Origin of the sequence: Sphingorhabdus sp. YGSMI21 (genome assembly GCF_002776575.1) — a bacterium.
Classification (GTDB): Bacteria; Pseudomonadota; Alphaproteobacteria; order Sphingomonadales; family Sphingomonadaceae; genus Parasphingorhabdus.
The window spans coordinates 993,124-1,011,466 of record NZ_CP022548.1; the positions used below are offsets into that span (position 1 = coordinate 993,124).

Annotated in this window: 27 protein-coding genes; 3 read left to right on the forward strand and 24 right to left on the reverse strand. The window is 55.0% G+C overall.

Going from position 1 to position 18,343, the window contains the following annotated elements; all coding sequences use genetic code 11:
* Nucleotides 1-32: 32 nt before the first annotated feature.
* From ruvB to CHN51_RS04795, 10 genes are all read right to left on the reverse strand, one after another.
* Entirely contained in the window at nucleotides 33-1,067 is a 1,035-nt protein-coding gene (gene ruvB / locus CHN51_RS04750; RefSeq protein ID WP_100092993.1) for a Holliday junction branch migration DNA helicase RuvB, read from the reverse strand.
* Entirely contained in the window at nucleotides 1,064-1,387 is a 324-nt protein-coding gene (locus CHN51_RS04755; protein ID WP_123906234.1) for a hypothetical protein, read from the reverse strand. Before CHN51_RS04755 ends, ruvB begins: the two co-directional genes overlap by 4 nt.
* Before the next feature lie 330 nt (nucleotides 1,388-1,717).
* Complete coding sequence (gene ruvA / locus CHN51_RS04760; protein ID WP_100092995.1) at nucleotides 1,718-2,323, reverse strand: Holliday junction branch migration protein RuvA; 606 nt, start codon at nucleotides 2,321-2,323, stop codon at nucleotides 1,718-1,720.
* Between the two features lie 204 nt (nucleotides 2,324-2,527).
* Complete coding sequence (ruvC, locus tag CHN51_RS04765; RefSeq protein WP_100092996.1) at nucleotides 2,528-2,998, reverse strand: crossover junction endodeoxyribonuclease RuvC; 471 nt, start codon at nucleotides 2,996-2,998, stop codon at nucleotides 2,528-2,530.
* Between the two features lie 15 nt (nucleotides 2,999-3,013).
* The gene (locus CHN51_RS04770; RefSeq protein ID WP_100092997.1) at nucleotides 3,014-3,364 is read right to left on the reverse strand and encodes a DUF3147 family protein; all 351 of its coding nucleotides are present in this window, start codon (nucleotides 3,362-3,364) and stop codon (nucleotides 3,014-3,016) included.
* Nucleotides 3,364-4,113, reverse strand: a complete 750-nt coding sequence (locus CHN51_RS04775) for a YebC/PmpR family DNA-binding transcriptional regulator (protein WP_100092998.1) — start codon at nucleotides 4,111-4,113, stop codon at nucleotides 3,364-3,366. Before CHN51_RS04775 ends, CHN51_RS04770 begins: the two co-directional genes overlap by 1 nt.
* 23 nt (nucleotides 4,114-4,136) lie before the next feature.
* Nucleotides 4,137-4,469, reverse strand: coding sequence for a heavy metal-binding domain-containing protein (locus CHN51_RS04780; protein ID WP_217271958.1), 333 nt, complete (start codon nucleotides 4,467-4,469; stop codon nucleotides 4,137-4,139).
* A gap of 51 nt (nucleotides 4,470-4,520) precedes the next feature.
* Nucleotides 4,521-5,009 (reverse strand): GNAT family N-acetyltransferase, encoded by a 489-nt coding sequence (locus tag CHN51_RS04785; protein WP_100092999.1) that lies wholly within the window; start codon nucleotides 5,007-5,009, stop codon nucleotides 4,521-4,523.
* A complete protein-coding gene (locus tag CHN51_RS04790; RefSeq protein WP_100093000.1) occupies nucleotides 5,009-5,251 on the reverse strand; it encodes a DUF2312 domain-containing protein in 243 nt (80 codons plus the stop codon). Before CHN51_RS04790 ends, CHN51_RS04785 begins: the two co-directional genes overlap by 1 nt.
* 44 nt (nucleotides 5,252-5,295) lie before the next feature.
* Entirely contained in the window at nucleotides 5,296-5,604 is a 309-nt protein-coding gene (locus CHN51_RS04795; RefSeq protein ID WP_173202893.1) for a DUF1244 domain-containing protein, read from the reverse strand.
* A gap of 86 nt (nucleotides 5,605-5,690) precedes the next feature.
* On the opposite strand from CHN51_RS04795, the gene pyk reads away from it, so the two are divergent.
* Nucleotides 5,691-7,142, forward strand: coding sequence for a pyruvate kinase (gene pyk / locus CHN51_RS04800; RefSeq protein ID WP_100093002.1), 1,452 nt, complete (start codon nucleotides 5,691-5,693; stop codon nucleotides 7,140-7,142).
* Here the strand turns inward: pyk and CHN51_RS04805 are convergent.
* The 3 genes from CHN51_RS04805 to galE all read right to left on the reverse strand — a co-directional run bounded on the left by CHN51_RS04805 (nucleotide 7,139) and on the right by galE (nucleotide 9,006).
* Nucleotides 7,139-7,747: an HAD family phosphatase gene (locus CHN51_RS04805; RefSeq protein ID WP_100093003.1), complete on the reverse strand. Its 609-nt coding sequence runs from the start codon at nucleotides 7,745-7,747 to the stop codon at nucleotides 7,139-7,141. The two genes, pyk and CHN51_RS04805, sit on opposite strands and share 4 nt — an antisense overlap.
* 27 nt (nucleotides 7,748-7,774) lie before the next feature.
* Nucleotides 7,775-7,900, reverse strand: coding sequence for a type B 50S ribosomal protein L36 (gene ykgO / locus CHN51_RS04810; protein ID WP_011415100.1), 126 nt, complete (start codon nucleotides 7,898-7,900; stop codon nucleotides 7,775-7,777).
* A 101-nt stretch (nucleotides 7,901-8,001) separates the two neighbouring features.
* Complete coding sequence (galE, locus tag CHN51_RS04815; RefSeq protein ID WP_100093004.1) at nucleotides 8,002-9,006, reverse strand: UDP-glucose 4-epimerase GalE; 1,005 nt, start codon at nucleotides 9,004-9,006, stop codon at nucleotides 8,002-8,004.
* 219 nt (nucleotides 9,007-9,225) lie between these two features.
* Here galE and CHN51_RS04820 point away from each other — a divergent pair, with 219 nt between their 5' ends.
* Nucleotides 9,226-9,768 carry a DUF4136 domain-containing protein gene (locus CHN51_RS04820; RefSeq protein WP_240616863.1) on the forward strand — a complete coding sequence of 181 codons (543 nt, stop codon included), beginning with the start codon at nucleotides 9,226-9,228 and terminating at the stop codon, nucleotides 9,766-9,768.
* Nucleotides 9,765-10,889 (forward strand): M14-type cytosolic carboxypeptidase, encoded by a 1,125-nt coding sequence (locus tag CHN51_RS04825; RefSeq protein WP_100093006.1) that lies wholly within the window; start codon nucleotides 9,765-9,767, stop codon nucleotides 10,887-10,889. The genes CHN51_RS04820 and CHN51_RS04825 overlap by 4 nt, the downstream gene beginning before the upstream one ends.
* 128 nt (nucleotides 10,890-11,017) lie before the next feature.
* On the opposite strand, the gene CHN51_RS04830 is transcribed toward CHN51_RS04825, so the two are convergent.
* From CHN51_RS04830 to CHN51_RS04885, 11 genes are all read right to left on the reverse strand, one after another.
* Nucleotides 11,018-11,566 (reverse strand): PIN domain-containing protein, encoded by a 549-nt coding sequence (locus CHN51_RS04830; RefSeq protein ID WP_240616864.1) that lies wholly within the window; start codon nucleotides 11,564-11,566, stop codon nucleotides 11,018-11,020.
* A gap of 22 nt (nucleotides 11,567-11,588) precedes the next feature.
* On the reverse strand, nucleotides 11,589-12,035 hold the full coding sequence (locus CHN51_RS04835; RefSeq protein WP_206169982.1) for a helix-turn-helix domain-containing protein: 447 nt from the start codon (nucleotides 12,033-12,035) through the stop codon (nucleotides 11,589-11,591).
* Nucleotides 12,036-12,445: 410 nt separating this feature from the next.
* A complete protein-coding gene (locus tag CHN51_RS04840; RefSeq protein WP_123906235.1) occupies nucleotides 12,446-12,667 on the reverse strand; it encodes a hypothetical protein in 222 nt (73 codons plus the stop codon).
* A gap of 174 nt (nucleotides 12,668-12,841) precedes the next feature.
* The gene (locus CHN51_RS04845) at nucleotides 12,842-13,429 is read right to left on the reverse strand and encodes an SOS response-associated peptidase family protein (protein WP_100093010.1); all 588 of its coding nucleotides are present in this window, start codon (nucleotides 13,427-13,429) and stop codon (nucleotides 12,842-12,844) included.
* Nucleotides 13,422-14,048 (reverse strand): hypothetical protein, encoded by a 627-nt coding sequence (locus tag CHN51_RS04850; RefSeq protein ID WP_123906236.1) that lies wholly within the window; start codon nucleotides 14,046-14,048, stop codon nucleotides 13,422-13,424. The genes CHN51_RS04845 and CHN51_RS04850 overlap by 8 nt, the downstream gene beginning before the upstream one ends.
* A gap of 137 nt (nucleotides 14,049-14,185) precedes the next feature.
* Nucleotides 14,186-14,803 (reverse strand): hypothetical protein, encoded by a 618-nt coding sequence (locus CHN51_RS19470; RefSeq protein WP_123906238.1) that lies wholly within the window; start codon nucleotides 14,801-14,803, stop codon nucleotides 14,186-14,188.
* A complete protein-coding gene (locus CHN51_RS04860) occupies nucleotides 14,803-15,387 on the reverse strand; it encodes a winged helix-turn-helix domain-containing protein (RefSeq protein ID WP_100093013.1) in 585 nt (194 codons plus the stop codon). The genes CHN51_RS19470 and CHN51_RS04860 overlap by 1 nt, the downstream gene beginning before the upstream one ends.
* 48 nt (nucleotides 15,388-15,435) lie before the next feature.
* Nucleotides 15,436-15,729 (reverse strand): hypothetical protein, encoded by a 294-nt coding sequence (locus CHN51_RS04865; RefSeq protein WP_100093014.1) that lies wholly within the window; start codon nucleotides 15,727-15,729, stop codon nucleotides 15,436-15,438.
* The gene (locus tag CHN51_RS04870; protein ID WP_100093015.1) at nucleotides 15,726-15,959 is read right to left on the reverse strand and encodes a hypothetical protein; all 234 of its coding nucleotides are present in this window, start codon (nucleotides 15,957-15,959) and stop codon (nucleotides 15,726-15,728) included. Before CHN51_RS04870 ends, CHN51_RS04865 begins: the two co-directional genes overlap by 4 nt.
* Nucleotides 15,960-16,286: 327 nt before the next feature.
* On the reverse strand, nucleotides 16,287-17,051 hold the full coding sequence (locus CHN51_RS04880; protein WP_100093017.1) for a hypothetical protein: 765 nt from the start codon (nucleotides 17,049-17,051) through the stop codon (nucleotides 16,287-16,289).
* On the reverse strand, nucleotides 17,048-18,220 hold the full coding sequence (locus CHN51_RS04885; RefSeq protein WP_100093018.1) for a site-specific integrase: 1,173 nt from the start codon (nucleotides 18,218-18,220) through the stop codon (nucleotides 17,048-17,050). Before CHN51_RS04885 ends, CHN51_RS04880 begins: the two co-directional genes overlap by 4 nt.
* Nucleotides 18,221-18,343 lie beyond the last annotated feature (123 nt).

Here is an 18,343-nt window from a genome sequence, read left to right on the forward strand (position 1 = left end):
TTGTTGCCTCTCCCGTTGGGAGAGGATGATGGTCAATCAAACAACTCTCCGTCCACCTCTTTCCCCGCAGGCGGCGTCAGCCCGAGATGTTTCCACCCGCGATCATTCAGCGTTCGGCCGCGCGCGGTCCGGGCGATCAGGCCGAGCTGGATCAGATAGGGCTCGATCACTTCCTCCACCGTGTCCCGCGGTTCCGAAAGGCCCGCAGCGAGCGTCTCCACACCGACCGGACCGCCCTTGTAGACGTCCGCAATCATGTAGAGATAGCGCCGGTCCATCGCGTCGAGACCGATGCTGTCGACTTCGAGACGGACGAGCGATTCATCAGCGATTTTCCGGTCGACCAGTCTCGTGCCCGCGACATTGGCAAAATCCCGCACCCGGCGGAGCAGGCGACCGGCGATACGCGGCGTGCCCCGTGCGCGGCGCGCCACTTCGGTGGCACCATCGGGCGCAATATCGAGATCGAGAAGCCGCGCGGCGCGATGAACGACCTGTTCCAGTTCCTCGGTGGTATAGAAATTGAGCCGCACCGGTATGCCGAAACGGTCGCGCAGCGGCGTGGTCAGCAGGCCCTGGCGCGTGGTCGCGCCGATCAGGGTGAATTGCGGCAGGTCGATCCGTACCGAGCGCGCCGAGGGGCCTTCGCCGATGATCAGATCGAGCGCGCGATCTTCCATCGCCGGATAGAGGACTTCCTCGACCACCGGATTGAGCCGGTGAATCTCGTCGATAAACAGGACATCGCCTTCTTCAAGATTGGTCAGCAGCGCTGCAAGATCGCCGGACTTGGCGATGACGGGCCCGGAAGTGGCGCGAAAGCCAACGCCCAGTTCCCGTGCAATGATCTGTGCCAGCGTGGTCTTGCCGAGGCCAGGAGGCCCAAAGAACAGCACATGATCCAGCGCCTCGCTACGCCCCTTGGCCGCCTCGATAAACACCCGCAAATTGCCGCGCGCCGCTTCCTGCCCGATAAATTCGTCGAGCGTTTTCGGACGCAGGGCGGCGTCGATGTCTTCGACCTTGCGTTCGCTGGAAACCATCCGTTCGCTCTCAACTTCACTCATGCAAAGTGACCTAGCTCATCCGTCATTCCCGCGAAAGCGGGAACCCGGTTCTTTGTATCACCAGTGGACAATAGTTCGCGCGAATCCGCGAAGGCGCGAAGATAGTGCGGCAAGTCCTGATCCCTTTGCGCCTTCGCGGCTTCGCGTGATTCAATAACAGCGACGCCGTCAAATTCGCCGGGGTGATGGCGATTGCATTGATTCATTTGCATCCCTCGCACCCCGTTCGCAAACTGCGAACGTGGACGAATGGACCCTAAAACAAGTTCAGCATGACGAGTTGTGTGTTCTGGGAATTGGAGGCGATCAAGGTCAGTCATTATCGTTCCCACAGTTTGCACAGAACTTATTAGGCGAGAAGCTGAAATCTTTCCCTTGATATCCATTCTCCGGAAAATCATTAAATATCGAGTGGTTACATGATGAACATTCTGTGAAACGAAAGTATCGAAAAATATAATAGGTCAATGTCGGTACAGGAAATCCCCATCGACCGAATGGGCTAATCAGCGGCACGATGAATGTAAACGCTATTAAAAACGCCATTTCAAAACCAAAGTGGAACAAAGCAAAAAATAGCGACACTGTGAGTCCAAATTCAAAAAATCGCATCAACCAACAAAGTTTGAACTTTGAAAATAGGCAAAGGCTCACCGCGCCGCCTTCTTCAACGCCAGCCGCACCAGCGCATCGAGTGTCGCGCCATCGCCGACCTCGGCATCCGCCGCCGCTACGGCCGCGCTCGCATCCGCCGGTTTGAAGCCCAGATTCTGCAGCGCGCTCACCGCATCAGCGCTGTTGTTCGATGGCGCGTGGACCGCGCCGCCTGCTCCACTAATCGGATCGGTCGCAATGCCGCCGACCTTGTCTTTCAGCTCATTGACGATCCGCAGCGCCAGTTTCGGACCAACCCCGTTCGCCCGCGAAACCATCGCCTTGTCGCCGGTCGCCACGGCCCGCGAAATTTCTCCCGGTTCCAATGCCGACAATATCGCCAGCGCCACCTTGCCGCCGACGCCCTGTACCGAGATCAGCAGGCGGAACCAGTCGCGCTCCGAGCCGCTGGCAAAGCCCATCAGCCGCATGTCGGTCTCGCTGACCTGCATCTCGGTATAGATGGTCGCGCCATCGCCCTTGCCGCCAATCGCGCCGATGGTGCGCGACGAGCAGAAGACCAGATAGCCGACGCCGTTTACGTCGAGCACGATATTGTCCGTGCCGATTTCGTCGATGGTGCCGGTCAGTTTTGCGATCATATTGTTGTTTTAGACTAACTTGGCACGCAATCCAGTGTTCTTTCTCTACCCCGCGCAAGCGGGCTACAAAATAGGAGCTCGCACAAAGACACGAAGGCACTAAGCGATTGGTGCCTAGGACTTGTCTTCGTGACTTTGTGTCTTCGTGCGCGAAAAATTAGTCCGGTCCTTCGACAGGCTCAGGACGAACGGTGCTTTGCTCCGCTATCTCTTCCGGTGATGCGCGTGGGTGATCGCCACCGCCAGCGCATCGGCGGCATCCGCGCCGGCCAGCTTCACGCCGGGCAGCAGGATCTTGATCATCGCCTGCACCTGGTCCTTGTCCGCCTTGCCGACCCCCACCACGGATTTCTTGACCGTCTTCGCCGAATATTCGCCGACTTCGATTCCCGTGCGCGAAGCGCCGAGCAGCACGACGCCGCGCGCTTGCCCGAGCTTCAATGTGCTCTGCGGATTGCTGTTGACGAACACTTCCTCGACCGCTGCCGCATCCGGCTTATATTCCAGCAGCAGATCGGTCAGCTCGAGATCGAGCTTGAGCAGACGGCTGGCCATCGCCATTTTGCTGTCGGTCTTGATCTGGCCATTGGCGATATGGGACAGGCGATTGCCGTCCGCGACAATCACCCCCCAGCCGGTGGTGCCAAGACCCGGATCGAGGCCGAGAATGATCAATTCAGCTCCGCCCCATCAGATTGGCAAACCGATGCGCCGGCCAACAAAAGCCATGATCATATAAAGGCTTACCGTCAGCAAGCATCCGGTCCCCAGCGACAACCAGAAGCCGATACCATTGCGCAGCATCACCGGAATCAGCAGGAACATTGGAAGAGATGGAAGCACATACCAGAAGGTCGCCTCGGCGTGCAGCGCCATATTTTCCGCGTCAGGCCGCGCATACCAGAGAAAGACCATGCCCAATATCGAGATCAGGGGCAGCGAGGCGACGAGCGCCCCGAAGCTGGGCTGGCGCTGGGCGATGGTTGCCACCAGAGCCACGATCACTCCTGCCAGAGCGGCCTTGGCGGCAAATTCCCACATCAGCCGGCGTTCAGTTTTTCCATGATTTCGTCGGACACGTCATAATTGCCCCAGACCGTCTGGACGTCGTCATCGTCTTCCAGAAGATCGATCAGGTTGAGCAAGGTCTCCGCCTGCTCCTGGTCGACTTCGACCTGAACCGTCGGGCGCCATGCCAGCTTCACGCTGGCCGCTTCGCCGAGCGCCTTTTCGAGCGCTCCGGAGACCTCGTGCAGGTCTTCCATCGCGGTCCAGATTTCATGGCCGTCCTCATCGGAAGAAATATCTTCCGCGCCCGCTTCCATTGCCGCTTCGAGGACTGTTTCCTCGTCGCCGGCGCTGGCCGGATATTGAATATAGCCGACCCGGTCAAAACCGTGCGAAACCGATCCGCTTTCGCCCAGATTGCCGCCATTTCGCGACATGATGGTACGGACATTGGTAAAAGTGCGGTTATTATTGTCGGTCAGCGTCTCGATGATCAGCGACACGCCACCCGGCCCAAAACCCTCGTAACGAATCTCGCTATAGTCATCGCCTTCGTTGGCCGACGCCTTTTCGATCGCGCGCTGGATATTGTCCTTCGGCATCGACACCGCCTTGGCGCTGTTGACCGCGAGCCGCAGCCGCGGGTTGAAATCCGGGTCCGGCATGCCGGACTTGGCCGCCACGGTTATCTCGCGCGAGAGCTTCGAAAATTGCGCCGCACGCTTCTTGTCCTGAGCGCCCTTGCGATGCTTGATATTGTTAAATTTACTATGGCCTGCCATTTTACCTCAAATTCCCGATTTGCTTAATCCACAACAACCGCGGTTCCGGACGCGGATACCATCAGCATTGAACCCTTTTCGCCGACGACCTCATAGTCAAGATCCACGCCGACCACGGCATTGGCCCCGACCTTCGCCGCTTCGGCTTCCATCTCCGCCAGCGCTTCATCGCGCGCGCGTTTCAGGACATTTTCATATTTGCCCGAGCGTCCGCCGACAATGTCGGTGATGCTGGCGAACAGGTCGCGGAACAGATTGGCTCCGACAATCACCTCGCCGATGACGATCCCGCGATAGTCGCGAATCGCATGCCCCTCGACCGAGGGGGTGGTGGTGACGATTATCCTGCCTGTCATAATTTTCAGATCCCGAACCAGTTACCTGCTGCTGTTAATCTCCTGCAGCCGTTAGAGCAACTGCTGAAACCACGCAACGTCGCGCCAACCACCCATTTTCCAGCCCACTTGCCTGTAGATGCCAACCGGGTCGAAGCCTATTGCCCGGTGCAGGGCAATACTGGCCTCGTTCGGCAGGGCGATTCCCGCAAAGGCAGCGTGCATTTTTCTCGCCTTCAGCCGTGACAACAGCGCCTCGTACAGACTCCGTCCGATGCCGCGGCGCTTGTGATCGGGATCGACATATGCCGCCACATCGCAGCTGGTGTGATAAGCGGCCCGGGTGCGATGGCCGGAGCCATAAGCATAGCCGAGCACCCGGCCATCCGTTTCTGCAACCAGCCAGTCGTGCGTGTCCAGCGCCCCGGCTATCCGGCCAGCCATTGCGGCATCATCCGGCGGGTCCGTCTCGAAACTGACCCAGCTGTCGGTTACGAAGGGCGCGTAGATTTCGGCACAGCGCGGCGCATCAGCAACCGTCGCAGGCCGAATCGCGATCATCAGGCCAGACCAAGCGCCGACTTGTAGGTGTCGAGAATGGCTTCCATTTCCTGCCGGTCATGGGTTTCCATTTTCCGCAGCCGGACGATCTGGCGCATGATCTTCGCGTCATAACCCTGCGACTTGGCTTCGGAGTAAACATCGCGGATATCGTCCGCCATGCCCTTTTTCTCTTCTTCCAGCCGCTCGATACGTTCGATAAACAGACGCAGCTGGTCTGCGGCAACATTGCCTTCGCTCATTCTTCATTCCTTTGAAATAACATGTTCGGATTCGATGCCCGTCTTTAAGATGCGCCGGCGTTCTTGGCCACGCTTTCCTTCATCTTTTTGAGCCGTTCCGGGGTTGCCTCGGTCTGGTATTTTCGCTTCCATTCGCTTGCCGGCATGCCGTGGATCGCCTCGCGGGCCTCGTCCTTTGTCATGGAGCCGCCAGCTTCCTCGGTCGCCTCCATCACCCAGTCGGCCAGACAGTTGCGACAGAAGCCGGCCAGCCCCATCAGATCGATATTTTCCGCATCGTGGCGGTGCTGGAGATGATTGACCAGACGGCGAAAGGCAGCAGCGGCGGCGGCATCGGTTATTTGATCGGTCATATTTGTTTCCATTGTTATTTGTTATTATCCTGTCATGAATTAGAAACAGGAAACGCGCAGGTAAAGCGCCACTAAGGATTTTTTGCATGGCATCGCCGATCTTCTCCCGTAATCGCAAAGTGAAAGTGCTCGCAACGCTCGGCCCGTCCAGCGGCAGCCCGGAAATGATCGAGAAAATGTACCGCGCCGGTGTCGATGCCTTCCGGATGAACATGAGCCACGGCGAGCACGCGGCGCACGCCGCCAACGTGAAGTCGATCCGGGCGCTGGAAAAGAAAGTCGGCCGGCCGATCACGATACTCGCCGATCTGCAGGGGCCGAAGCTGCGCATCGGCACATTTGCCAAGCCGCCCGTAATGCTGGAAGAAGGCCAGCGTTTCACGCTCGACATGCTCAAGCAAAAAGGCGACGCGAAGCGTGTCACGCTGCCGCACAAGGAAATTCTGGGCACGCTGAAGCCCGGGCATACATTGCTGCTCGATGACGGCAAAATCCGGCTGGAAGTGACCGAAGCCGACGGCAAGAGCGTCGAGACCAAAGTGATCGTCGGCGGCGAAATTTCCGACCGCAAGGGGGTCAATGTCCCTGAAGTCGTTCTGCCGGTGAGCTCGCTGACCGACAAGGACCGCAAGGATCTGACCTTCGCGCTGGAACAGGATGTCGACTGGATCGCGCTCAGCTTCGTCCAGCGTCCGGAAGATGTCGCAGAGGCACGGCGGCTGATTCGCGGCAAGGCCGCTCTCCTGGCGAAGATCGAAAAGCCGGCGGCGATTGATCGGCTCGACGAGATACTCGAACTGTCGGACGCCGTGATGGTCGCACGCGGGGATCTCGGGGTGGAGCTGCTGCCGGAACAGGTTCCGCCGCTGCAGAAGAAGATCGTTGCCGCTGCCCGCAAACTGGGCCGTCCGGTGGTCGTCGCCACGCAGATGCTCGAATCGATGATCAAGTCGCCGACGCCGACTCGCGCCGAGGTGTCCGATGTCGCCACCGCGATCTACGACGGCGCCGACGCGATCATGCTGTCGGCCGAATCCGCCGTCGGCGACTGGCCGATCGAGGCGGCGACGATGATGGACCGGATCGCCGCGCAGGTGGAAAATGATCCGTCCTACGCCGACCGGGTGCATTTTACCGAGACCGTGCCGGATGAAACGACCGCCGATGCTCTTGCTGCCGCGAGTTACAATATTGCCCGCACGATCGAGACCTCGGCGATTGTCTGCTATACGTCATCCGGCTCGACCGCCCGGAGGATGGCCCGCGAACGGCCCTCGGTGCCGCTGCTCGTGCTGACGCCGGACCGCCACACGGCGCGGCGGGTCGGCCTGCTGTGGGGGGCTTATGCCGTGGTCACAAAGGACGTAAGCGATTTTGAGGAAATGATTGCCAAGGCCAAGCGGATGGCGTTGCGGCACAAGCTCGGAAAAGCGGGTTCCCGCTTGATCGTTTGCGCCGGTGTGCCCTTCGGTACGCCCGGCTCAACCAATCTGCTCCATATCGTGAGGCTGAGCGGCGACGAGCTCAAGCGGAGCTAAAGCAGGCGCAAGGCCTTCAGCTCCTGTTCCAGTCTGGCGGCATCACTGAAATGATGGCCGGCAAGACCCATAGCTTCGCCCGCCTCGATATTGTCCTGCCGGTCATCGATGAAAAGACATTGGTCGGCGCGACGGCCGAAGCGGTTCAGCGCGAGCTCGAATATCTCCGCATCCGGCTTGATCAGCTTTTCTTCACCGGAAATGACAATATCGCAGAATATCTCGAATATCGGCGCCGACGGCCGGAACTGCGCCCAGGATTCAGCCCCGAAATTGCTGATGGCGAACAGGGGAACGGCGCGCTCCGCCAGCAGCCGGACAAGATCGATCATGCCTTCAACCGGTCCCGGAATGGTTTCCGGAAAGCGCTCGGAATAGGCAATGATATGGTCCCGATATTCGGGGAATTCGCGGCTGCGCTCCGCAACCATGTCGGCAAAAGGCCGACCGGCATCATGCTGGAAATGCCATTCCGGTGTCACCACATGGGCGAGAAACCAGTCCAGCTCTTCCGGATCGTCAATCAATTTTTCAAAGAGACAGCGCAAGTCCCAGCGATACAGGACATTGCCTATATCGAAGATGACCGTGTCAATTTTTGAGATGGCAGAACTCCCGCCAAAAACAGGCGATTAACCCTGGCGCGCCTTGAACCGGCGATTCGTCTTGTTGATCACATAGGTGCGACCACGGCGACGGATGACGCGGCAATCCCGGTGACGGTTTTTAAGCGACTTCAAAGAGTTGCGGACTTTCATTTTGGTACCACGCCTTGATTATCTGAATTTCTTGAAAGCAGCCTTGCTGCGTTGAAGCAGGGCAATTAAGGTCGGCGGCGGTCAAAGTCAAGCGAACAGCTTTAATCTCCGCGAATTTCGATCAGTTTGCGTTCCCACGCCAGTGCATGGGCGACAATTTCGTCGAGATCGGCATGTTTCGGCTGCCAGGGAAAGCGGTCCATGATCGCCCGGTTGTCGGAAATCAGCGAATCGGGGTCGCCGGCGCGGCGTCCTTCCATTTTCCGCTTGATTCGCAGGTTGGTGACCCGGTCAACCGCATCGAGCACCTCGAGCACCGAAAAGCCGCGGCCATAGCCGCAATTGAGCAGATGGTTCTGCTCCGGCTCAGCGATCAACGCTTCGAGCGCCAGCACATGGGCAGCGGCCAGATCGGACACATGGATATAATCGCGCACGCCGGTGCCGTCCGCCGTGTCATAGTCGGTGCCAAAGACCGCGACGCTGTCGCGCTTGCCCAGCGCCGCCTCGACCGCGACCTTGATCAAATGCGTCGCTCCGGCGGTGGACTGACCGGTCCGTGCCTGCGGATCGGCACCGGCGACGTTGAAATAGCGCAGGGCACAGAAATTCAGGTCATGCACCGCCGCGACGTCGCGGAGCATATGCTCGGTCATCAGCTTGGACATGCCATAGGGATTGATCGGCAGCTGCGGCGTGCTTTCGCTGACCGGGCTTTCCTCCGGAATGCCATAGGTTGCCGCGGTCGACGAGAAAATGAAATGGCGAACCCCGCCGGTGACCGCCGATTCGATCAGGCTGCGGCTCTTGGCGCTGTTGTTATGATAATATTTGAGCGGATTTTCGACCGATTCGGGGACGATGATCGATCCGGCAAAATGCATGATCGCGCCGATATTATCGTCCTTGATGATCCGCGCCAGCAGATCCGAATCCTCGATATCGCCCTCGTGGAAGGCGACCCCATCGGGCACCGCCCAGCGAAAACCGGTGGTCAGATTGTCGATGACCGCGACCGGCCAGCCGGCATCCTGCAGGGCCAGCACCGCGTGGCTGCCGATATAGCCGGCACCGCCGGTGACCAGGATGGTGAAGGGTTTCGCCATGGTTTCTTAATCCCCTTTTCGTGCAATATCGGCTGTTTATCGCTCCGCCGTCACCAACCGGTTAAGCGCGGGCGGCCATGAATGCAATTTTTTTGCCGCAGTCGCGGAGATTATGCGCTAATATGCGACGGGGCAAGTTTAGGAGTTAGTATTATGGCCGGTTTTCAATCATTTGCGACATTGCTCTTGGCAGGATCTCTTGTATCCGGATGCACGGCTATGACCCCGCCGGTTGACGTCACCCGCTTTCACAATGCCCAGCTTGCCCCGATTGCCCCGGGCAGCGTCACCATCAGGGCCAATATTACCGATGATGGTCCCGGCCGCAGCATCGAATATGCCAGCTATAGCGCGGCCCTGCTGCGCGAGTTGCAGCGCGTCGACTTTACCGAAGCGCGCGACGATAGCGAAAAAAGCGACTATGTCGCGCGCTACACGCTCGAACGGTCGGTGTTGAGCGCCGGAGGGGCCCGCTCTCCCGTCTCGGTCGGTGTCGGCGGCAGCACCGGCAGCCGGGGATCGGGCGTCGGCCTGGGCATCGGTATTGATCTCAGCGGCCCGCCCAAGGACAAGATCGTCACCGACCTGTCGGTCCGGATCGCCAGGCGCAGTGACGGCAATGTCGTCTGGGAAGGCCGTGCCTCGATCGAGGCGAAGGAAGGATCACCGGCATCGCAGCCAGGCCTGGCGGCGGCAAAACTGGCCGAAGCCTTATTCAAGGACTTCCCCGGAGAGTCCGGAACCACTATCAGGGTGAAATGACCATAAATATCACCAGCGCGTTCGATAGCGGCAATATCGAAGTCCAAGCCATCGACGGCACCACCGCAACATTGTCGATCCGCAAGGACAAGGACAGCGAATTTTTCCAGTGGTTCCATTTCCGCGTGACCTGCGCGGTCGGCGACGAGCTGGAATTGAACATCGAGGGGCTGAAGGAATCGGCCTATCCGCAGGGCTGGCCGGACTATGACGCCTGTGTCAGCGAGGACCGGGACTATTGGGGCCGCGCGCCGAGCAGCTATGACGAAGCGAGCGGCACCCTGACGATCCGCTATACGGCCAGCAGCAATATTGTCTGGTTTGCCTATTTCGCGCCCTACAGCATCGAGCGCCATCATGACCTGGTCGCCGAAACCGCATCGGTCGAAGGCGTGACCGCGCGCGCGCTCGGCCATAGTCTGGAAGGGCAGCCGATCGACTGTCTCGAGATGGGGACCGGCGACAAGCAGGTCTGGCTCTACGCCCGCCAGCATCCCGGCGAAAGCATGGCCGAATGGTGGATGGAAGGCGCGCTGGAAATGCTGACCGACCCGGCTGACCCGAATGCACGGCTGCTGTTGCAGCATTGCCGCTTCCATATCGTCCCGAACATGAACCCGGATGGTTCGTGCAGAGGTCATCTGCGAACCAATTTTGCCGGCACCAATCTCAATCGGGAATGGGATCAACCAAGCGCCGAAAAATCCCCCGAAGTCCTGTGCGTCCGTGACGCGATGGACGAGAGTGGTGTGGATTTCGCCATGGACGTGCACGGCGACGAGGCGATTCCGGCGGTTTTCATAGCCGGCTTCGAGGGCATCCCCTCGATCACCGAAACGCAGCTGGAAAAATATCACAGCTACCGCAACCGGCTCGCCCAGCGCACCCCGGACTTCCAGACCACGCTCGGCTATCCGACCGCTGCCGAGGGCAAGGCCAATCTGTCGATGTCGACCAACCAGCTGGCTGAACGGTTCGGCGCGGTCGCGATGACTCTGGAGATGCCGTTCAAGGACAATCGCTGCCTGCCCGACGCCAGCCAGGGCTGGTCGCCCGAACGCTGCAACCTGCTGGCCCGCGAATGTCTGGCCACGCTGGCCGAGATGATTGACGATATCTAGATAATGGCGGAGCCGGAGTCCGTATAATAGTTTATATATATCATTGAGAAATAATGATTATTTTATTTCTCAATATTTTCTTCCCTCATTTTATCCCTCGTTTGTGGCAAATGAAGGCCCAAGGCTTGCTAAAGAATACTCACAAACTCACTCAATGCAGAAACAGTTTTCGGTAGCCCTTGAAGTTCCAGTGTCTCCAAATACTCTTCTGCACTGATGACCGGGTTTTTGAGCCGCCCTATTATGCGCTGCACTGATGTCAGAAAGTCCGCTTCCGAAAGTTCAAATTGAAAATGCAAGAAATCATCCGGATGCAGAATCTCTTTGTCGTATTTTTCAACAACCTCTTTCGGGAAATCTTTGAGGTTCATGGTGACAATAGCGTCAGCCCCCGAGTGAATAGCGGCAGCTAAAACATGTCTATCATCAGGATCTGGAAGTTCCAGGGCTTCTTCTAAGGACTCGTACCCTACCACCATACAGTCCAGAACAGCCGCGTTCATTAAATCGCGAGTGCGCTCTAGCTGCTGTAAAGTTAGGTCTGGTCGATTCTCCAACAGATTTGAAATCCACTCGTTGTGAATTTTAGCGGTCCATTTCGCACGATACAAATCTGTGGCCGATAGTTCGATTAGAACATCTCGCAGTGGAGCTGGATAAAGAACACAGGCATCCAATATAACCGTGTAACGTGATAGCTTAATAGCCCATTCCCAGCTCTTGCGATTGCTTGGCCAATTCCTCCATTGCCTGCGATCTCTTGACCTCTTGATGAGTCATAAATTCTCTTAGGTCGGTATATTTGATTCGCCTATGGCTTCCAGCTTTGTGAAATTGAAGTTCACCTGCCTCCAATAGTTTCACAAGGTATGGCCGTGAAACATTCAATAGATTGGCAGCTTCTTGAGTCGACAACTCTGCGTGCACAGGGACGATGTTGACCATATTGCCGTGGGACACTTCGGTTAGAATCCTAACCAAAAGCTCTCTCACAGATTTTGGCAACGCTAACTCCGTTCCATCATCCATTGTGACTTTTACTAAGCGATCTTTTGATCTAGCCAACGCACGACTAGCGGAAGTCGCGAGTTCAGACTCATCGGCATCATCGCCAAGCAGTTCATTTTCTTTAATTGCCATGTTCATTTTATGAGCCATTTCTGAATCTAATTAATATAAGAATTATATAACGTTAGTACCGCTAAACGCAATATCCGAATCGTGTAAATTTCTTGTTAAAATTGAGTCAGTTACCGGTTGATTGAATTATCTCGCATTTTTGCTCAGCAATATTTGCTCAATTTTTGACTTCAAATTAATACGGAAAACCTCCTATGACCAACTCAACCCAGCGGTTCGCAAACATCTAAACGCCCCTATTTACACGCGCGCGTGTATTGCTCCGAAAATGCTTATTCATTCGTGGCCTCGCGCGCGCGGGCAAAAAACTGTATTAACGCTATCGCAGTGCATTGGAGCTGGTTTCCAGAGCGGTGGCCTGAAAGATTGGAACACCCCCTCTATATACGCGCGCGTTAAGGGTTACAAAAAGTCCTTCAAACGCCTTTGTCGAGCGGCACTTCCTCGGCTATCGCTTCAACAATATTCAACTTTCCAACGATATGCTTTGCCATAGCTCCGGCTGCATCATCGCTGATATGATTCAGCAATCCCCGCTTCAAATGCTTGGGAGCCACCTTGATAGCTATCGCGATGATTATTTCCAGCTGTTCAAGAGAGACTCGGCGCATTCCCATAAAAGAACACAATAAGAACATTTTGAACAGCCGAAAAGCATCTTACAAACCAATCAACAGTGCAAACAGTCCCCGCATGAACCAATATGCCGCTGGCAGGACCAGCAAAAAAACTAGCAAGCCTACCAATAATTCTTCTGGTTCGGGAGGTTCCATAGCGCCAGATTACTGAGTTCGTTTCGTGCAGGAAAGAAATTAAGCAGCCATCGACATTAGTTGCGATGGAAACGGCTCTGCAAAGTTCTCCGCAGCCTCTCCGGCAAGCCATTTATCATAATCTTTTGGATGCAATATAACTGGCATTGCTTTGGGATGAATCGGCTTTACCAACGGATTAGGTTCGCATGTCAGGAAAGCAAAAACATTGCCTTCATCTGATGGTCGCCAGATTCCGGCAAATGCTGAAACTGGCGCTTCATTGATTTTAAACCAACATTCCTCTCGTCCTGCCTTGGGCTTCGGTTCGGCAAACTGGGTAAAAGGCACGAGACAGCGATTTTCTGGCTTTGTGAGCATTGATTGCCAGAACGGACTCGAAAGGTTGCGAACATTGGTTATCCGCTTGGTAACGGTTGTTCCGGGGCGCTTGCCCTTCATTTTGAGTGGGACACCCCATTGCATTGTATCGAGCATCTTTCGGCCTTCATCAACGCGAGTGATTAAGCCCTGATATTTCGGCCAGATATCGATATTGGTTACGGAAAATGGAAGTCCATCCGCAGCACCAATATATTCCCGCCACGTAGGGATTGCATCAGGATGAATTTGATAATGATTACACATCCTTGATTTTACCTATTGGCCTAAAGTCTTCTCCGCTAGGTATGCCCGCAAAGCCTCTTATGATCCACCCTATGACCGATGAGAAAAGCCACAGAAAACCAATTGCACCAGCCGCGAAAGGAAGCATTTCCTTTGTCCGCCCCCATATTGCTCTCGGCTTTCGCTTCCATAGGTTCTGTTGTGCGTAAACCAACTCGCTGGGACTAATGTCAGGATTATTAACACGATTGGAAATATACACTCTCACCCTATCATCATAGGTGTCTCCAAACGAAATTAGCGGGTCGCCTTTCTTAAAACCTCGCTCGGCTTCATCTTTATCGGCGATGCTTTCCAAGAAAACAATATTGCGATCCGGTCGTGTTCGAAAACATAGCGATATTTCGCGCTGTTCTCCATCGGGAAAAAGTATCAAATTAGCATCGCGTTGTTCATCCGGCCAAACACATTCCGTTGTTGAGTAGCCAAATCTTTCGCTAGGCAACGATGTCTCAAACAATACAGCATCAGGGTCGGATGTGAATAGAATTGCCCCGCCAAAGCCGAGTGCAACCAGCCATTGGAGCAGATTGGTAATTCGCCTTCCGCCTTCAAACCAATTGACCGCCATTTTACTCAAGCTCAACTATCTTAGCTATTGCCTTCAAATACCGCGTTGTTGCCAAAGTCGATGCCGAATACGCGCCATGCTTCCAAGCATTTTGATTGCCCTTTGGAGCCCCCGTCGATGCTCCGCCATGCATCCGACAACGTCCATTAGCCATTCCTGGAGATTTGCACGATTTCAGACTTCGCGTCTTTGCTCCGCACCGACTGTGGATCGGGGATGCCGAGTGCTGCGACTGCATGGGGTTGTTTCTCGATTTTGCCATTTTGCCCCCCTGTCTGGACGTTATCGGCGATAACAGCTTGCCCGCCTCGGTTATCGACGTGCACATGCTTTATGACTTGTTCGCCACCCCTTGCCAAGCGATCCAACGCTTCGATAGTCGTTCGACATTGTGCCTGTGCTTTCATCGCCATTCGCATGAAGCGTTGAGAGGCGTCGAAATAGTCCTTCAGATTGTTTTCAGAACGCAGCACCATTGCGGTAAAGATTGCGTCCAACGCCATGGCTTGTGACGTCAGAATATCTCGCTGGTCGCTTAGATCATTAGTCCGAACCTTTGCGCAAGCCTCTGCCATGATATCAACTGTCTCAGTTAAATCTGGTTGTTCACCGGAAAAATACTTGCTGCCAAGCGAGCCAACAATGAAACCGTTGCGGATCATCGGTCGCATTGCGACTTCGGCCATTTGCCGACTTTCAGACTTGCCCTTTTCAACTGATATCTTGAGTGTCGTTGCACCGTCCTTCGGTTTTGCTTTCTCCATCAGTTTAACTCCCTACCTATGGTAATAGATGTATATGTGGACGGAAATTCCGCCCTCGAATTGGTCCCGCTTAGACCTTTCACGGCTGGAATTTCCTGCCCTTCGAAACCAGCAGGGACAGTCTTATTAACCTCACGGATGGATTTTCCTTCCCTGCCCGTTGGTTTTTCCGTCCCGTTGTTTTTTTCAGGCTGCCAACTCATGAATGTTTTGTCGGCAGGCTTGTCGCCAATCGCAAACATCGTCAGCGCCCATTCCGTCGCGCGGCTTTCTGTCGGGGACTTTTGATTAAAACCGCCCCGCTGCATCGCCAGAATGAAACCAGCCGCCTCCAGCTCCCTTACATATTTGGCAATGGTCTGCCGGTCGCTGATATTGATTTCTCGCGCCATATCCCGTTGGCTGAAGATGATACTGCCATTGTTCCTGCCATTGAAACGGCCATGAAACTCGACAAGCAAAGCGCGCGGTCCCGGCTTGAGTGAACGATAGGCAGGGCAGGCGAGCATCCAGAATGGCAGTTTGACGAATTGCTCATTTACCGACCGGCCTTTGGAATTCAATTTAGTCTTTTTCTTTCGCATAAGATTGTCGGGACGACCGTTGCCAGCCGCCCCGCCCTGTATAAGCCGCTAGGCTGCCTTCTTAGGCTGTTTAACGTCGAGGATGGTCACTGGCGTCGTCAGCTCATGCCTGCCGTGCCAGCCGCCCTCATGCGGCTCTTTATGGGTTAAGATCGTCAGTCCGTATTTGTGACGGAGATCAAAACAATACGCAGAGAAACGATAGGCCCAGGATGACACTTCCTGAGCGGTCACACCCTTCTTTCCTGCATCTGATAACCGCAACAACGCCTTGGCGGTCTGTCCTCGCACTGTGAATTGTCCTAACGGTCCTATCGCCGTCACCTTGAACGCGCGGTTCACAGGCCACCCCCAATCCCGCTATTGTCGATTATAACTGATGCGAGTTCGTATCGGACAAAATAGCGCTCACCCAACCGGCACATTATTTGTTTTTTGTGCGGTGAGATTGTGCTAATCGGATTTTCGAGATTGCTTGAGAGAGCCTTCTTTTTGGCCTTCGTCCCGGTTTGCCCCGGGACGTTGGCTTTTTCTTTTGAGGTGGGCGATTCTGTGGTTTGTATCGTCATCATGCCGCCTCCCCCTGATAAGTGGGAAGGCTTGCCGCCCATGCTTCCGCGTCTTCGCGTCTGATACGGCTGGCTGTCCCCAGTTTTAGAAGAGTGATTTTTTTCTGATGGACGAGTCTATACGTCTGTGACCTCGAAATTGAATATCGGGTCATAAAGTCGTTGATTGTTAAAAGTTCTGCCATTGGGTTCCCTTTCTGGCGTCTGTGAAAGCGCCAAGGTTATCCGATGGCGCACCGAGCAATGCCGATGGAAGCCACAGTACCGATTCTAGGGTGGAATCCTGTCAGAATTAGAGGGCTACAAAAATACGCTCTATTTCTGACAATCTTAGTCTCTCGATTTGGCCAGCTTGAAGATTTTGTAACCGCTCCACAAAATGGCCTGCCTGTCAGGTGTCGCAGATTCGTCCATCAACAAGAATGCGACAGCCTGATAAAAGCGCACCCAGTCGTTTTCGTCATCCAAGCTCAGACTGGAACTGCCGCCCAACGGTTTCGGTTCTTTACCAAATTCGCGCAAAAAAACTTCTGATAGCTCACCCGCCAGTCGGATTCTTACATGCCGCAAATCTGAAGCCGCCCATTTTTTCGGCAGCTTTTTCAATCGTATTTCAGAGGACATCAAATCTAGCTTGCGGCTTATGGATTCTAAGGTAGAAAATTCATCCCGTCCAAAGTTGAACTTTTCACGTGCTTGGCCATTCTCGCTGAAGTCGAGAAACTGCCCTGACTGATTAAGAAAAAGCATCAAATCACTGCGCGCCGCAGAAAATCGTTCGCTAAGCGCTTCGCCTCTTTTGGCTATATTACTCGGGGTAAAATAACGGTTGGGCAATTGTCCATACAAGCGACCAATTATCACTGAAATATCAAAAGCCAGCGAAACCAAACCACTAGAGGGGACCAATTCAAACTGGAATTTTCTAAACGCATCTAGATATGTTATTGCTGCTTTTTCTGGTGGGTCAATGAACCCGGCATCGATCCAATCCAACTCATGTTCCAGCGTCTTTCGCTCGCTAGCTAAGCATTTAGGGTCCGCTAGTTTTTTGGCAATAAATGGGCTTAATCTCACCGCATCGTTTTCGTTCACTTTACAATCCTCAACATATTCTGAGTTGAGAGACAAAATTCAGCCCAATTATCCATTAAAATCCGTCGTTTATCGAGCATACTCCCCCTACGATAAGCCGCCTCGGTTTTGTCCTTGATGGCATGCGCCAAAGCCATTTCGGCAACGTCACCGGCAAAGCTGGTTTCTTCGCCAACCCAATCGCGAAAGCTAGAGCGGAAGCCATGCACCGTGAACGGCAAGCCTTGGTCCCGCAATATTTTGGTAAGCGTCATGTCAGACAGCGGCTTGCCCTTTTTGGTCCCCTGAAACACAAAATCGCTGCCAGCTATGCGATGGCCCTTAGCCGCCTGAAATAACTCCAGAGCGGCTGGAGATAGCGGCACGATATGTTCACGCCCTGCCTTCATCCGTTCGGCTGGTATCGTCCACGTTGCCGCTTCAAAGTCAATCTCTCGCCATGTGGCCAACCGCACCTCTCCAGACCGCGCCGCCGTCAAGATCACCGCGCGCAAGGCCAGTGCGCCAATGCTGTTCTTTTTCCGTAATTGTCGCATAAATGCGGGAACGTCAGAATAGGGCATCGCAGAAAAATGGTTCTTCGGTCCCTTGGGCATTTTTGGAAGTGATTTGTTTATGATGGCCATCGACAAAGGCGCATCGCGGTAACCCTTGGCCACCGCCCAATCGATTATCGTATTGATACGCTGGCGCACACGCGTTGCGGTTTCGTGCTTGGTCAGCCAGATAGCCGCCAATATGTCTCGCACGGCTGGACCATCGATCTGGCTTATCGCCCTGTCTCCAATGGCTGGGAAAGCATAAGCCTCCAGCGAAGAAATCCACTGGGCATTGTGTTTCTTATTTTTCCAAGCCTTGCGCTGTTCGGCATAGACCAGAGCCGCAGCCTCGCGGAATGACGGAATGCCAGCCGACTTGCGCCGTTCGGCTATCGGGTCAATACCCAGTTCAATCTGGCTTCGCACGATGGCCGCACGGTCCCGAGCAATGGCCAGCGAGACTTTCTTGGCACTGCCCAATCCAATGTCGCGCCGCCGTCCGTCCTTTTGAACGCGAACCATCCACGAGCGGGAACCAGATTCGCCGACAACCAGATAAAGCCCGTCACCATCGCCATAGCGACCAGCCGCCTTTGTTGCCTTTACTGCCGTTGCTGTCAGATTGCCCATTTCATTTTTCCCACACTGTTACCCACATCGTAATCGGGTTAGCAGGGAATAGCAAGCGACAGCTAGTTACACGAAAAGCCCGAATAGCCAAAGGGTACACTAAGGGTTGGGGATTTTCAGGAA

What these genes read in the sequence shown, in the direction of transcription:
- CHN51_RS04770 (WP_100092997.1), bottom strand. Translation starts at nt 3,364, where the DNA reads ATGTGGGAATTTGCCGCCAAGGCCGCTCTGGCAGGAGTGATCGTGGCT.
- CHN51_RS04825 (WP_100093006.1), top strand. Translation starts at nt 9,765, where the DNA reads ATGACCATAAATATCACCAGCGCGTTCGATAGCGGCAATATCGAAGTC.
- CHN51_RS04845 (WP_100093010.1), bottom strand. Translation starts at nt 13,429, where the DNA reads ATGTGTAATCATTATCAAATTCATCCTGATGCAATCCCTACGTGGCGG.
- CHN51_RS04795 (WP_173202893.1), bottom strand. Translation starts at nt 5,604, where the DNA reads ATGACCGATCAAATAACCGATGCCGCCGCCGCTGCTGCCTTTCGCCGT.
- pyk (WP_100093002.1), top strand. Translation starts at nt 5,691, where the DNA reads ATGGCATCGCCGATCTTCTCCCGTAATCGCAAAGTGAAAGTGCTCGCA.
- CHN51_RS04835 (WP_206169982.1), bottom strand. Translation starts at nt 12,035, where the DNA reads ATGAACATGGCAATTAAAGAAAATGAACTGCTTGGCGATGATGCCGAT.
- CHN51_RS04775 (WP_100092998.1), bottom strand. Translation starts at nt 4,113, where the DNA reads ATGGCAGGCCATAGTAAATTTAACAATATCAAGCATCGCAAGGGCGCT.
- ruvA (WP_100092995.1), bottom strand. Translation starts at nt 2,323, where the DNA reads ATGATCGCAAAACTGACCGGCACCATCGACGAAATCGGCACGGACAAT.
- CHN51_RS04840 (WP_123906235.1), bottom strand. Translation starts at nt 12,667, where the DNA reads ATGTTCTTATTGTGTTCTTTTATGGGAATGCGCCGAGTCTCTCTTGAA.
- CHN51_RS19470 (WP_123906238.1), bottom strand. Translation starts at nt 14,803, where the DNA reads ATGGAGAAAGCAAAACCGAAGGACGGTGCAACGACACTCAAGATATCA.
- CHN51_RS04785 (WP_100092999.1), bottom strand. Translation starts at nt 5,009, where the DNA reads ATGATCGCGATTCGGCCTGCGACGGTTGCTGATGCGCCGCGCTGTGCC.
- CHN51_RS04820 (WP_240616863.1), top strand. Translation starts at nt 9,226, where the DNA reads ATGACCCCGCCGGTTGACGTCACCCGCTTTCACAATGCCCAGCTTGCC.
- CHN51_RS04860 (WP_100093013.1), bottom strand. Translation starts at nt 15,387, where the DNA reads ATGCGAAAGAAAAAGACTAAATTGAATTCCAAAGGCCGGTCGGTAAAT.
- CHN51_RS04790 (WP_100093000.1), bottom strand. Translation starts at nt 5,251, where the DNA reads ATGAGCGAAGGCAATGTTGCCGCAGACCAGCTGCGTCTGTTTATCGAA.
- CHN51_RS04755 (WP_123906234.1), bottom strand. Translation starts at nt 1,387, where the DNA reads ATGACTGACCTTGATCGCCTCCAATTCCCAGAACACACAACTCGTCAT.
- ruvB (WP_100092993.1), bottom strand. Translation starts at nt 1,067, where the DNA reads ATGAGTGAAGTTGAGAGCGAACGGATGGTTTCCAGCGAACGCAAGGTC.
- ykgO (WP_011415100.1), bottom strand. Translation starts at nt 7,900, where the DNA reads ATGAAAGTCCGCAACTCTTTGAAGTCGCTTAAAAACCGTCACCGGGAT.
- CHN51_RS04870 (WP_100093015.1), bottom strand. Translation starts at nt 15,959, where the DNA reads ATGATGACGATACAAACCACAGAATCGCCCACCTCAAAAGAAAAAGCC.
- CHN51_RS04885 (WP_100093018.1), bottom strand. Translation starts at nt 18,220, where the DNA reads ATGGGCAATCTGACAGCAACGGCAGTAAAGGCAACAAAGGCGGCTGGT.
- CHN51_RS04780 (WP_217271958.1), bottom strand. Translation starts at nt 4,469, where the DNA reads ATGACAGGCAGGATAATCGTCACCACCACCCCCTCGGTCGAGGGGCAT.
- galE (WP_100093004.1), bottom strand. Translation starts at nt 9,006, where the DNA reads ATGGCGAAACCCTTCACCATCCTGGTCACCGGCGGTGCCGGCTATATC.